This window comes from Flavobacterium sp. 38 (genome assembly GCF_057799715.1).
This window is the reverse complement of record NZ_JBYNWZ010000002.1, coordinates 612,696-625,067: the sequence shown is the minus strand read 5'-3', so window position 1 is coordinate 625,067 and position 12,372 is coordinate 612,696. Positions and strand designations below refer to the sequence as shown.

General features: G+C 35.3%; 11 protein-coding genes and 3 tRNA genes. 8 read left to right on the top strand and 6 right to left on the bottom strand.

What is annotated here, in order from left to right; genetic code table 11:
- The first annotated feature begins 219 nt into the window (after window positions 1–219).
- Window positions 220–1,431 (top strand): NO-inducible flavohemoprotein, encoded by a 1,212-nt coding sequence (gene hmpA / locus AC3E9W_RS07790; protein ID WP_488767925.1) that lies wholly within the window; start codon window positions 220–222, stop codon window positions 1,429–1,431.
- A gap of 462 nt (window positions 1,432–1,893) precedes the next feature.
- A complete protein-coding gene (locus tag AC3E9W_RS07785; protein ID WP_488767923.1) occupies window positions 1,894–3,174 on the top strand; it encodes an MFS transporter in 1,281 nt (426 codons plus the stop codon).
- A 223-nt stretch (window positions 3,175–3,397) separates the two neighbouring features.
- Here AC3E9W_RS07785 and AC3E9W_RS07780 read toward each other — a convergent pair whose 3' ends face one another.
- The 4 genes from AC3E9W_RS07780 to AC3E9W_RS07765 form a co-directional block, all read right to left on the bottom strand.
- Window positions 3,398–4,189, bottom strand: a complete 792-nt coding sequence (locus AC3E9W_RS07780) for a Fic family protein (protein ID WP_488767921.1) — start codon at window positions 4,187–4,189, stop codon at window positions 3,398–3,400.
- A 136-nt stretch (window positions 4,190–4,325) separates the two neighbouring features.
- Window positions 4,326–4,399, bottom strand: a tRNA-Arg gene (locus AC3E9W_RS07775).
- A 31-nt stretch (window positions 4,400–4,430) separates the two neighbouring features.
- Window positions 4,431–4,505, bottom strand: a tRNA-Pro gene (locus AC3E9W_RS07770).
- A gap of 14 nt (window positions 4,506–4,519) precedes the next feature.
- Window positions 4,520–4,603 (bottom strand) — tRNA-Ser (locus AC3E9W_RS07765).
- 239 nt (window positions 4,604–4,842) lie between these two features.
- On the opposite strand from AC3E9W_RS07765, the gene AC3E9W_RS07760 reads away from it, so the two are divergent.
- From AC3E9W_RS07760 to AC3E9W_RS07750, 3 genes are all read left to right on the top strand, one after another.
- On the top strand, window positions 4,843–6,021 hold the full coding sequence (locus tag AC3E9W_RS07760; RefSeq protein ID WP_488767919.1) for an acetyl-CoA C-acyltransferase: 1,179 nt from the start codon (window positions 4,843–4,845) through the stop codon (window positions 6,019–6,021).
- 69 nt (window positions 6,022–6,090) lie between these two features.
- Window positions 6,091–6,852 (top strand): C40 family peptidase, encoded by a 762-nt coding sequence (locus AC3E9W_RS07755; RefSeq protein ID WP_306160524.1) that lies wholly within the window; start codon window positions 6,091–6,093, stop codon window positions 6,850–6,852.
- A gap of 24 nt (window positions 6,853–6,876) precedes the next feature.
- A complete protein-coding gene (locus AC3E9W_RS07750; RefSeq protein WP_488767917.1) occupies window positions 6,877–7,935 on the top strand; it encodes an SMI1/KNR4 family protein in 1,059 nt (352 codons plus the stop codon).
- 257 nt (window positions 7,936–8,192) lie between these two features.
- On the opposite strand, the gene AC3E9W_RS07745 is transcribed toward AC3E9W_RS07750, so the two are convergent.
- Entirely contained in the window at window positions 8,193–9,038 is an 846-nt protein-coding gene (locus AC3E9W_RS07745; protein WP_488767915.1) for an AraC family transcriptional regulator, read from the bottom strand.
- 115 nt (window positions 9,039–9,153) lie between these two features.
- On the opposite strand from AC3E9W_RS07745, the gene AC3E9W_RS07740 reads away from it, so the two are divergent.
- The 3 genes from AC3E9W_RS07740 to AC3E9W_RS07730 all read left to right on the top strand — a co-directional run bounded on the left by AC3E9W_RS07740 (window position 9,154) and on the right by AC3E9W_RS07730 (window position 11,366).
- On the top strand, window positions 9,154–10,140 hold the full coding sequence (locus AC3E9W_RS07740) for an aldo/keto reductase (protein ID WP_488767914.1): 987 nt from the start codon (window positions 9,154–9,156) through the stop codon (window positions 10,138–10,140).
- A 339-nt stretch (window positions 10,141–10,479) separates the two neighbouring features.
- Complete coding sequence (locus AC3E9W_RS07735; protein ID WP_488767912.1) at window positions 10,480–11,085, top strand: NAD(P)H-dependent oxidoreductase; 606 nt, start codon at window positions 10,480–10,482, stop codon at window positions 11,083–11,085.
- A 2-nt stretch (window positions 11,086–11,087) separates the two neighbouring features.
- Complete coding sequence (locus tag AC3E9W_RS07730; protein ID WP_456896477.1) at window positions 11,088–11,366, top strand: putative quinol monooxygenase; 279 nt, start codon at window positions 11,088–11,090, stop codon at window positions 11,364–11,366.
- 91 nt (window positions 11,367–11,457) lie between these two features.
- Here AC3E9W_RS07730 and AC3E9W_RS07725 read toward each other — a convergent pair whose 3' ends face one another.
- Window positions 11,458–12,165: a class I SAM-dependent methyltransferase gene (locus AC3E9W_RS07725; RefSeq protein WP_488767909.1), complete on the bottom strand. Its 708-nt coding sequence runs from the start codon at window positions 12,163–12,165 to the stop codon at window positions 11,458–11,460.
- Window positions 12,166–12,372 lie beyond the last annotated feature (207 nt).

Genomic DNA, 12,372 nt, shown 5'->3' with positions numbered 1-12,372 from the left:
CAATATTGGATCATTTTTTATAACAGAACTACAAATACTTCCAGATACAGAAATTAAAACTTTTTTGAAGTCAATATCTGTGTCACCCAATGATCATTTCTCTTTATGATTGAAATCATAAAAAGCAGCATATCTCCCAGATTAAATTTGTGGATGCAGAATTCAATGCAATTTGAATAACTGAATTCCAAATATTTATAAAATCTAAAAGAACACAAAATGACAGCAAATCAGAAAGAGCTTATCGCCGCAACAGTACCTATCCTCCGCGAAAGCGGTGAAGTGCTTACCAATTATTTTTATGAAAGAATGTTTAGGCACCATCCTGAACTTAAAAATATGTTCAACATGGGTAACCAAGCCAACGGAAAACAGAAATCGGCTTTAGCCAATGCCGTACTAGCTTACGCTGAAAATATCGAGAATCCAAGCGTACTGATTGGCGTGCTAAAAGGCATAGGATCAAAACATGTCAGCCTGAACATACAGCCCGAGCATTACAAAATAGTAGGAAATCATCTGATTGCTTCAATTAAGGAAGTAATTGGTGAGCCAGCCACAGATGAAATTCTAGAAGCGTGGACGGTTGCTTATTACCAGCTGGCAGAGATTATGATAAACATTGAAAAAGAGCGTTACGCTGAAAATTTATCTAAAAACGGAGGATGGAATGGCTGGCGAGAATTTATTATAAAAAAAATCGAACAGGAATCATCAGAGATTAAATCATTCTACCTCTATCCGAAGGACGGAAAAGAAATACCCGATTTTCATCCTGGCCAGTTCATAAGTGTCCAAGTTTTTATCAAGGAACTAAATCTGCTTCAGCCAAGACAATACAGTTTGTCAAGCTCTTATAATAAAGAATACTATAGAATTTCTGTTAAAAAAGAAACTGGTATGAATTCAAATCCGTCAGGCAGAGTGTCGAATGCCCTGCATTCCAAGTCCGAAGGAGATATTATTTCAATTTCTGCTCCTGCCGGTCTTTTCCACTTAGAAAAAGATTCAAAAGACCCTTTGGTGCTTATAAGCGGAGGTGTTGGACTTACTCCAATGTTAAGTATGCTGGAAACGAACATAAATTCTCTACAGAATAAAAAAACAGTCTGGATCCATGGATGCAGAAATGAATCTGTACATGCGTTTAAAAAACAGATTGAGCATTTTAATCAAAATTCAGAATGGCTCGAGACTTATACCTTTTATGAAACAATTGAAAATGATACAGACCTGCCATCAAATACTTCACTCGGACGAGTAGATCTTGAAAAATGCCGTACCTCAATTAAGCTCAGCGGAGCGAGATTTTATATCTGCGGTCCAGAAATTTTTATCAGAACACAATATCAGAGCCTGCTCAATTTAAATATAAGTGAAGAAAATATTTTTTACGAAGAATTTGGTCCTCAACTGATAAATTTAAATTAAGATGCAAGTAAAAGAAGTCATCATAAAGAAATCATTTAGAAAAATTTTAAAAAATTTGATAACTACCTTCTTTATAACCCTAACATTAGCATATACAAATTATGGTGAAAGCAACAATTTTATATTCCTCTGGATGCGGTCTTGGGTGATTGCAGCTCTGATTTCAAATTTATTTTCCATTTTTATTTTTTCAAATAAAAATTAACAGCTAGGCCTTCATTTATGAAGGCTTTTGCTTTATATATTTTATACATAACAATCATTTAATGAAGTATTTAAAATATGTAAATAGTAGAAGAGATATGACAAGCATTCTAAGAACCTCTCTTTTAATAAATTAAAGATTCTAATTTGTCTTAACTAGTTTAGTGCAGGCACAAATTATAACAAGCAACCTGGAAAGTCAATTCTTTGCTGTTGCGTTTGAATTCGTATATTCGGCCTTTATTTTGAAAAAAGAGAATGATTGCAAAATTGAATGAAAAAAAATCCTATCCATGGATTGTTGTTGCCCTATTATGGTTTGTTGCTTTATTGAATTATTTAGACCGACAAATGCTCTCTACTATGAAATCAGCGATGATGGATGATATTCCTGAATTGGCTAAAGCTGAAAATTTCGGTCTTTTGATGGCTATTTTCCTTTGGATATATGCACTCATGAGTCCTGTTTCAGGAATTATAGCGGATCGGTTTAACAGAAAGAGAATAATTATAGGAAGTCTTTTTATCTGGTCAGGGGTGACTATGGCGATGGGTTATGCCACGACTTTCAATCAGATTTATATTTTGCGTGGCATTATGGGTTTTAGCGAAGCCTTTTATATTCCAGCTGCACTATCCTTGATTGCAGATTACCATCAGGAAAAAACACGCTCTTTTGCAATTGCGATTCATACTACTGGAATTTATTTAGGACAGGCACTCGGTGGTTTTGGAGCCACTATTTCGAAGCATTTTTCTTGGCATTTCAGCTTTCACTCTGTAGGTTTACTCGGTGTGCTTTATAGTATAGTACTGCTGTTTTTTTTACAGGAAAAGAAAGTCTACTTTTTTGATCCTTCAAAAAAATCATCTGTCAATTATGAATTCAGGCAAATGTTCAAAGGATTGGGAATATTATTTGGAAATATCTCCTTTTGGGTTTTACTCTTTTATTTTGCTGCGCCAAGTTTACCAGGCTGGGCTGCCAAAAACTGGTTGCCCACCTTATTTACCGAAACTTTACATTTAGATATGTCTTTAGCGGGACCAATGGCAACCGTCACCATTTCCATGTCTTCTTTTTTTGGCGTTTTAATTGGTGGTGCCATTTCAGACAGATGGGTGATGAAACATCTTAAAGGACGAATTTACACCAGTGTTATTGGGTTATTTCTTACCATCCCGGCATTATTTTTATTTGGTTACTGCTTTAATATAGAGGCTATTATTTTTGGGGCTATACTTTTTGGACTTGGATTTGGAATATACGACACGAACAATATGCCGATTCTTTGTCAGTTTGTTGCACCTCGCTACAGGGCTACTGGATATGGAATTATGAATTTTGTAGGTATTTCGGCTGGAGCCGTTATTACTGAGTTTTTAGGAAAAGCAGCTGATAATGGAGGAATGAGAAACGTTTTTATAATGCTCTTATTTGTTGTTGTCACTGCCATCGTTTTACAGCTGGTGACCCTGCATCCAAAAACTATAGATATGACTGAGGGAAAAGATTCTACAGGCCATGATGAACATTAAAAATGCTAAAAATTTCGTCACTTGAATTGAGTTCAAAAGATTGGCATTAATTTTTTAAAACAGTAAAACATCATAAATTCCGCTATCGGCAAAAATAAACTATTCGAGCAGGATATTTTATTGCATATTTTGCCGATAACGGAATTTTATTATCAGAGAGGACCTTAAGCCACTATTTTCTTCGAATAAAATAAAGGGACGCTCCTAACTGGTAAAACATGATCTAAAAAAGAAAACCAAACCCTTTTCCTGATTTTGAAGTAAACCCATCTTCAAACTTTTTAATTTCATTTAAAAGATATTCTTCATATTGCTTTTTCATAAACTCTCGAAAAATCCCAATATCCTCTTTTTCTCTTGTATCAATCAGAGCCTGAATATATTCTTGCTTATCTTCGCTATTAACAATGGCAAGTGGAACATCATAAAATGCCTGGATATAATTCATCAGCAATCTTGAAGTTCTGCCATTTCCATCATAAAACGGATGAATACTAACAAGATTAAAATGAGCATCAAACGATAAATTTAATTTTTCATCGACTGATAAATTTGTTTTCATTTTTTCATTAATAAATCCAATTAGATCATTAGTCAATCTTTCTACTTTATCATAATTAGGAAAATAGGAAATTCCAGCAGTTACGTTTCCTTTTCTAAACATTCCTTTGCTAGCATCCACCTCTCCAAAAACAGTATTATAAAGGCCTCCCGTATTTTTCATTACATAAAAATTAATTTCTTTAATCAATTCTATTGTTATTGGCGTTTTATTTCTTGCTTTCTCAATGATAAAATGTAGTGCATTAAAGTGATCTGTAACCATAAATGTATCATTCACTGGTTTTCCTTTAGGTGTTAAACCGTTATCTAAGAGAATTTGAGTTTCTAATTCAGTTAACGTTGATCCTTCAATTTTTGTAGAATGATGGCTAATGGAAATCAAATTAAATTTCTCATAATGCAATACATCAGCAATTCCAAGACTTTTATATTTTGATATAAGAGATTCCATTGATTTGTGGTATTAGAAAAGTTTATATAAAAATACAATTCTAAATCAATTAAATCGAAAACTCCTTAAAAATCATCGGTAAAATGAGCAGATTGTACAAAACAAAAAAGCCACTCAATTTGAGTGGCTTTTGTTGTGATCCCAGAAGGATTCGAACCTTCGACCTACGCATTAGAAGTGCGTTGCTCTATCCAGCTGAGCTATGGAACCATTACTTTTAAAACTTATGGCAAAGTTTCTGTCGGGGTGGCAGGATTCGAACCTGCGGCCTCCTGCTCCCAAAGCAGGCGCGATAACCGGGCTACGCTACACCCCGAGGCAAAATTTAAGCGGAGAGACAGGGACTCGAACCCTGGCGACGGTTACCCGTCGACAGATTAGCAATCTGCTCCATTACCGCTCTGGCACCTCTCCTTGCTCAAGGAATTGCTTCCGTTTTGCGAGTGCAAATGTATAACAACATTCCATTTCTCACAAGCTTTTTTTTGAGTTTTTTTAGTTTTTTTTCATCTTTTTTCAAAACCACTTCACAATCAAACGAATAGAATTAACAAAAATTTCACCTTAAATTTAAAATTCACCCGATTCAATACAAAATTTGAATTTATTCAAATAAACAGTAAATTTGCTAGATAACTATTATTAAACAGAACATGAACAAAAGAGTTGTTATCGTTTCTGCCGTTAGAACACCTATCGGAAGTTTCATGGGCGGGTTATCTACTGTACCTGCACCAAAATTAGGAGCTGCTGCCATAAAAGGAGCCCTTTCAAAAATCAATCTTGACCCAAAACTTGTGGATGAAGTTTTCATGGGCAATGTAATTCAGGCGGGTGTTGGACAAGCTCCAGCGCGTCAGGCAGCACTGTTTGCCGGTTTGTCTGAAGAAGTTGCTGCTACAACTGTAAACAAAGTTTGTGCTTCTGGAATGAAAGCTGTAATGTTCGCCGCTCAGACAATTGCATGCGGAGATGCTGAAATTGTAGTTGCGGGTGGAATGGAAAGCATGAGTTTGATTCCACACTATGTGCAAATGCGTGCTGGAAACAAATTTGGTCCAGCTACAATGTTGGACGGTATGCAGAAAGATGGTTTGACAGATGCTTACGATAACAACGCAATGGGAGTTTGCGCTGATCTATGTGCAACTGAATATAAAATCAGCCGTGAAGAACAAGATGCTTTCGCAATTCAATCTTACGAAAGAAGTGCAAAAGCTTGGGACGCTGGAAAGTTCGATAACGAAGTGGTTCCAGTTGAAGTTCCTCAAAGACGCGGTGAACCAGTTATCTTCTCAAAAGATGAAGAATATACTAATGTAAAATTAGATAAAATTCCTTCTTTAGCACCAGTTTTTACTAAAGACGGAACTGTAACTGCTGCTAACGCCTCAACAATCAATGACGGAGCTGCAGCTTTAGTTTTGATGTCTGAAGAAAAAGCAAACGCTTTAGGATTAAAACCTTTAGCGTACATAAAAGGCTATGCAGACGCTGCGCAAGAACCAAAATGGTTTACTACAAGTCCAGCAAAAGCGTTACCGAAAGCTTTAGACAAAGCTGGAATTTCAATTTCAGATGTGGATTATTTCGAATTCAACGAAGCATTTTCTGTTGTAGGATTAGCTAATGCAAAAATCTTAAATTTGGATAACGACAAAGTGAACGTAAACGGCGGCGCTGTTTCTCTTGGACATCCTCTTGGAGCTTCTGGAGCGCGTATCATTGTAACTTTGCTAAACGTTTTAGAACAAAACAATGCAAAAACTGGAGCTGCTGCAATCTGCAACGGTGGCGGTGGAGCATCGGCAATTGTTATCGAAAGAGCTTAAAACAATATCAATAAAAATCAGGAGTTATCAATAAACAACTCCTGATTTTCAACTTATAAATTTCCATACATGTTCGGAATCTGCAATCTTGCCATAGTACCCGTTCGAGCTGAAGCTAGTGACAGAAGTGAAATCGTAACACAGCTTTTGTTTGGCGAACACATCGAAATTTTAGAACGCCAAAATCAGTGGGCTAAAATTCGGATTCAGTTTGACGACTACGAAGGTTGGGTCGATTCTAAGCAATATCAGGTAATTTCAAAAGAGCAATTTGATCAGTTGAGCAAAGAGGCAATTATCTTAAATGCCGATTTAATTGATTACATCACAGCTCCAAATAACCTTTTACTTCCAATTCCGTTGGGAGCTTCGTTATCTTTTCTAAACAATAACGAAATCAACACTTCTAATTTTGATTTTGAAGGAACTAAAACCAGTGGCATAAAACCTAAAAGTGCGCTTATTAAAACTGCTTTTATGTATTTGAATGCTCCGTATTTGTGGGGCGGAAAAACGCCTTTCGGAATTGATTGTTCTGGTTTTACCCAAATGGTTTACAAATTAAACGGCTATAAAATTCACCGCGATGCATCGCAACAAGCACTTGAAGGTGAACCTTTAAGCTTTATCGAAGAATGCGAACCAGGCGATTTAGCTTTTTTTGATAATGCCGAAGGAAACATCATTCACGTCGGGATCATTATGGAAAACAATTACATTATCCATGCAAGCGGTAAAGTTCGTATTGACCGTTTGGATCACTCTGGCATTTATAATCCTGAACTGAATAAACACACACATAATCTACGCGTAATTAAGAAAATCATCTAGTTTAAACTCCTCAAAAAAGCAGCAATGACAAAAATTGAATTATCCAAAAACGGCTTTCAGATTAACAGCATAAACATCGAATTCCCAATTGATATAACAGTTTTAAAACAAGCTTTAGGAGATTCTAGACACATTCAAAAAAAGCATAATCACGTTTACACTTGGGACGATCAAGGCATTATGGCTTTTTCTAAAGAAGGAGAAAAAGCAGAAAGTCTTGCAATTGAGTTTGAAGTTAGAGAATATGATTATTGTGCAAAAAACATCTTTAGCGGCCAATTTATTTTCGACGGACTAGAATTATTTCACTACTACGAAAACAACAAAAATCAGCTTGTCAAACTTTTTAAAGGCGACAGAAGCGGTGCTTTTATCCTAAATGGAATCAGCGTTTGGTTTGATAAAGAAGACGGAAAAATCACAAGCTTAAGTATTTCTGCTCGCGAAGAAGAAGAAAAACCTAAAAAAACCGCAGTCGCTCTTGACCCTGAATTTAAAGTATACGAACCTTTATGGCAGGAATGGATTTCAGAAATCAATAAAATTGTTTCTACAAACAACGACTACTACAATCTTACAGAAGGAATTTCAGAAGAAGACATAAAAAATCATTCCGTTATAGAAGACGAAATAACCATCCCTTCTGCTCTATTAAATTTTTATAAAGTTCAAAATGTCGATTACGATGCCGTAACTGCAGTTTTTCAATTTGGAGTAAACAATTGGAGTTATGATTTGATTCCGTTTGAAGACATTCAAGAAGAATGGAATTCGATACAAGATTTACAATTTGATGAAGATGATTTGCCAGAACAAGAAATAGACTTCGAAAAAATCAACACAGACAATTACGCCAACCCAAAATGGATTCCGTTTGCTACAGGAAGAAACGGAGATTATTTAGTTTTCGATACCGATCCAGCCTCAAAAGGAAAATTCGGTCAGATTATCGAACTTCAAAATGAATCTTGGTCACGAGAAATTGTTGCCAATTCTCTGGAAGAATTAATTCAAAACGAAATCAATAATCTAAAAACCGGTAAAACAGAACATTTCGATTTTATTATTGGCAAAGAAAATTAAAGCACGCGGATAAAACGGATTCACTTTCGCGAACGCAGATTTACACGGATTTTATTTTTTATTTCTCTCGCAGATTTAGCAGATTGCGCGGATTTATTCTAGAAAAATCTGTTTAATCTGCTAAATCTGCGAGAGCAAAAATTATCAAGTCACAAAAAATCCTCTATAATCCATTTAATCAGTGGCAAAATAAAAATTAGTGGAAATTCGAGTAATTCGTGGCAAAAAAAATCCGTGCAAATTAGTGCAATTCGTGTTTAAGCACTCAATCGAATCGTCTTTCTAAATTCAGATGGACTATACCCCTTTTGCTTTCTAAAGAATTTATTAAAGTGACTTTCATCCGTAAAACCAAACTCATACGCAATTTCATTAATACGCTTATCGCTAAATTGCAGTCGATGTTCAATCAGTTTCGTTTTATAATTGCTAATATATTGCTGCATCGTTTCGCTCGCATGTTTCTTAAAATAACGACCTAAATACGTATTCGAAATTCCAAAATAATCGCTGATTGATTCCGCTTTAATCTTTTCAGGATAATAAATATTGTTCTGAATATACTGCAGAATATCCATCGCTTTAGCTTCCGTACTAATAGAAACCTGCTCCGGAAGATATTTCGCTATATTTCGTGCCACAATAATAATCAGCGTATTCACCAACTGCTGAATCAATTCCTGATTGTACACATCTTTATCCTGATGTTCGCGGCAAATCGCTTCAATCATCACTTTTACCAGACATTTATCAGGATCATTTTTTAAGATACAACCCGGCTGATGATTCGCATTTTGAAGAATATATTCCAATCGCTGAATATTTTCATTCTGCAGACTCGAGTTTTTCAAATAAATATCATTGAATCGTAAAAAGAAAAATTTCGTTTTCGTTTCAATCGTAAAATTATGGCAATCTTCTGGCGTCAATAAAAACAAATGACCCGGATCATACGTAAAAATATTTTTATTGATACATTGAGAACCAGTGCCTTCCAAAATATAAACCAGCTCAAAAAAATTATGACGATCTCCCACATCTGGATATTCATTCAGCGTTTCAAACGAAACCGTAAAAGGCTCATATAAATTTTCTTTTTTCATGTCGAAATTATTTGAAGATGCAAATATACCTAAAAAAGACAAATATATACCAAATAAAACTCGTAAAAACAGTATAATTTTGCCTCATCAATTTTAAACAGAAAAAATCACAATCATGGAATATAGAAAATTAGGCAACTCAGAACTAGAATTATCAGCAATCACATACGGCGCATTTGCCATTGGCGGCACCATGTGGGGCGGAACAGAAAAGAAAGATTCACTCGACTCAATTCATGCTTCAATTGACAGTGGCGTTACTACAATTGACACCGCTCCTTTTTACGGATTTGGTTTAAGCGAAGAAATGATTGGCGAGGCTGTTAAAAGCGTTGATCGTTCTAAAGTGCAATTATTGACAAAATTCGGTTTGGTTTGGGACGGAAGCAACAACGGAAAAGGCGATTTCTTTTTCGACGCTGACGATAACGGTAAAAAAGTGCCGATTTACAAATATTCATCAAAAGAAAACGTAATCAAAGAAATCGAAGACAGTTTAAGAAGACTTCAAACCGATTATATCGACTTATTACAAATTCACTGGCCAGATTCAACAACGCCAATTTCTGAAACTATGGAAGCGGTTGAAAAACTAATTCAACAAGGAAAAATCAAAGCTTTTGGAGTAAGCAATTACAATATCGATCAAATTAAAGAAGCTCAAAAAACAGTTCAAATTGCGTCAAATCAAGTAGCGTACAGCATGTTAAATCGCTCAATCGAAAATGATTTAATTCCATTTACAGTAGCAGAAAACATCGGAATCATTGCTTACAGTCCAATGGAAAGAGGTTTATTAACAGGGAAATATTTCACCGACAGCAAACTAAAAGAAGACGATCACAGAAACGGCTATTTCGGAAAATTCGATTTACAACAAGTAAAAACTTTAATCGAAGAATTAAGTTCTTTAGCAAACGACAAACACATTTCAATTTCGCAATTAGTCCTTCGCTGGACGACTTTACAAAAAGGAATTTCAATAGTTTTAGCCGGAGCCAGAAATGCAGAACAAGCTATTTCAAACGCAAAAGCATTAGATTTTGATCTTTCAGCCTCAGAATTAGATTTCATCAATCAGGCAATTTCAAAAGTGAAATAACACTTTATATATATTCTAAACACATAGAAACATAGTTCAACTTTGAGCATAAAGGCGTTTCACTTGCATCAATTCATCCCAAAGCTTCGGGACTATGTGTGAGAAACTAGTTTCTTTCCACTTCCTTTTCCAGAAAGAAAAAAAACTATGTTCCTATGTGTTTAAAAAAAATCTCAAACATTAAAATAATTTGGGTGTGCCCCGCAGAAAAAGCGGGTCGGGCTTTCGGCTAAATTCCCGATTAACAAAAACTACGGCTAAAAAGCCTTGTTTTTCTAAATCGGGAGATACCGCCTCTATCCCTCACACATCAGTTTTCAAAAGAAGTAACAGTTAAAAATGAAAAAGATATTTATAATAAACGGCGGGCAGAAATTTGCCCATTCAGGAGGACAATTCAACAAAACTGTTCAGGATTGGACAGTTGAATTCCTTTCAAAAAACAACAATTACGAAATAAAAACAACTCATATTGAAGACGAAATCGATCTTCAAAAAGAGGTAGAAAAATTCGTTTGGGCAGATTTAATCATTTATCACACACCAGTTTGGTGGTTTCAATTACCAAATCTTTTCAAAAAATACATCGACGACGTTTTCACACAAGGACACAACAACGGAATCTACAAAAGCGACGGAAGAAGCCGTGTAAATCCAGATATCAATTACGGAACTGGAGGACTTTTGCACGGACGCAAATATATGCTTACAACAAGCTGGAACGCACCTGCAACCGCTTTTACACTCCCAGGCGAGTTCTTCGATGAGACTTCTGTTGACGACGGCGTAATGTTTGGTTTTCACAAAATGAACAAATTCACCGGAATGGAACGCATAAACGGATTTCATTTTCATGATGTAGAAAAAGGCGCTACACCAGAAAATATCGTTATCTTTAAAGAGAATTATACCAAACATCTAGAAGAAACCTTTAAAAACTTATAATTATGATTTCAATTACTGCCATCTTAAAAAGCAAACCTGAGAACTTAATTGAAGTTCAAAATCTGTTAAACCATTTGGTTACCGAAACCAGAAAAGAAGCCGCTTGTATTCGTTACGATTTGCACACTTCAGAAAATGTTTTTATTCTTTGGGAAGAATGGAGAGATCAGCCTGGTTTGGATTTACATAACGAACAATCCTATTTAAAGGAATTCATTCAAAAAACAGAAAACTTAGTTTCAAGCCCCATTCAGGTATACAAAACCGCACAGATTCTATAAGTTTTTCCGCCACGAATTCACGAATTATTTTAAATACTTTGCGTATAGATTTTAAAAAATAAAATTCGTGTAATTCGTGGCTAAAAACTCTTTATTTAATTCCGCCAAAAGCACCAAAACACATATTCTTGTGTAAAATTTCGACTTTAGAAAAACCAACTTTTTTCATCAAATCCAATTGGTAATTCATCGATCTTGGTGAATCTTCTTTTTCAATATAATCCAACACTTTCTGGCGATATTCAGCGCCGCCGATTCCTTCTAAATAATCGCCATAACGCTGCCAAGTATATTCATTCAATAAATCGGTGTCTTGCGTAATCAAATCCGAAATCATCAAACAACCTCCTGGTTTCAATAATTTAAACAATTTTTCAAAAGTGGTTTCCCAATCGTTATCATCTCTCAAATGATGCAAAACCGCACCCGCCAAAATAAAATCGAAATGATTTTCCGGCAAATCAACTTCTCTAATATCACCTTGCTTCACTTCTACCCTTCCTGAAGTTTCAGCAGAAACTCTTTCTAAAGCTTTATTCAACATCGGCTTACTTAAATCTACCAAAACACAATTCAAATTTGGAACTTTCGAAAGCATTTTTAAAGTATAATTCCCAGCGCCACAGCCAATATCCAAAATAGTTGTAGCATTTGGTTTAATTCTTTTACAGGCTTCCGTTATTAATTCTAAAGAAACTGTCGCATCAATTGTAGCAACTTGTCCTGTTTCTAAATTTGCAAAACGTTCGACATCATTGTCAAAACGCTCTCTGATTTCTTCAATAGTTGATTTTTTCATATGATTTGTTTTTAATATTTGCCACAGATTAAAAAATTAAAAAGATTAAAAATCTGTGTAATCTGTGGCTAAAATTTTTTCTCCCGCAGTCCCGATAGCTATCCGGAGCAGATCGAGCGAATCTTTGTGCTATTATAGATTGGAAATTGTAGTTAAATGATTTTATCAAAACTAATAATCTGCTGTATCTGCTCCCGATAGCTATCG

What these genes read in the sequence shown, in the direction of transcription:
- AC3E9W_RS07725 (WP_488767909.1), bottom strand. Translation starts at nt 12,165, where the DNA reads ATGAAAAAATCAACTATTGAAGAAATCAGAGAGCGTTTTGACAATGAT.
- AC3E9W_RS07785 (WP_488767923.1), top strand. Translation starts at nt 1,894, where the DNA reads ATGATTGCAAAATTGAATGAAAAAAAATCCTATCCATGGATTGTTGTT.
- AC3E9W_RS07750 (WP_488767917.1), top strand. Translation starts at nt 6,877, where the DNA reads ATGACAAAAATTGAATTATCCAAAAACGGCTTTCAGATTAACAGCATA.
- AC3E9W_RS07745 (WP_488767915.1), bottom strand. Translation starts at nt 9,038, where the DNA reads ATGAAAAAAGAAAATTTATATGAGCCTTTTACGGTTTCGTTTGAAACG.
- AC3E9W_RS07740 (WP_488767914.1), top strand. Translation starts at nt 9,154, where the DNA reads ATGGAATATAGAAAATTAGGCAACTCAGAACTAGAATTATCAGCAATC.
- AC3E9W_RS07760 (WP_488767919.1), top strand. Translation starts at nt 4,843, where the DNA reads ATGAACAAAAGAGTTGTTATCGTTTCTGCCGTTAGAACACCTATCGGA.
- AC3E9W_RS07735 (WP_488767912.1), top strand. Translation starts at nt 10,480, where the DNA reads ATGAAAAAGATATTTATAATAAACGGCGGGCAGAAATTTGCCCATTCA.
- AC3E9W_RS07730 (WP_456896477.1), top strand. Translation starts at nt 11,088, where the DNA reads ATGATTTCAATTACTGCCATCTTAAAAAGCAAACCTGAGAACTTAATT.
- AC3E9W_RS07780 (WP_488767921.1), bottom strand. Translation starts at nt 4,189, where the DNA reads ATGGAATCTCTTATATCAAAATATAAAAGTCTTGGAATTGCTGATGTA.
- AC3E9W_RS07755 (WP_306160524.1), top strand. Translation starts at nt 6,091, where the DNA reads ATGTTCGGAATCTGCAATCTTGCCATAGTACCCGTTCGAGCTGAAGCT.
- hmpA (WP_488767925.1), top strand. Translation starts at nt 220, where the DNA reads ATGACAGCAAATCAGAAAGAGCTTATCGCCGCAACAGTACCTATCCTC.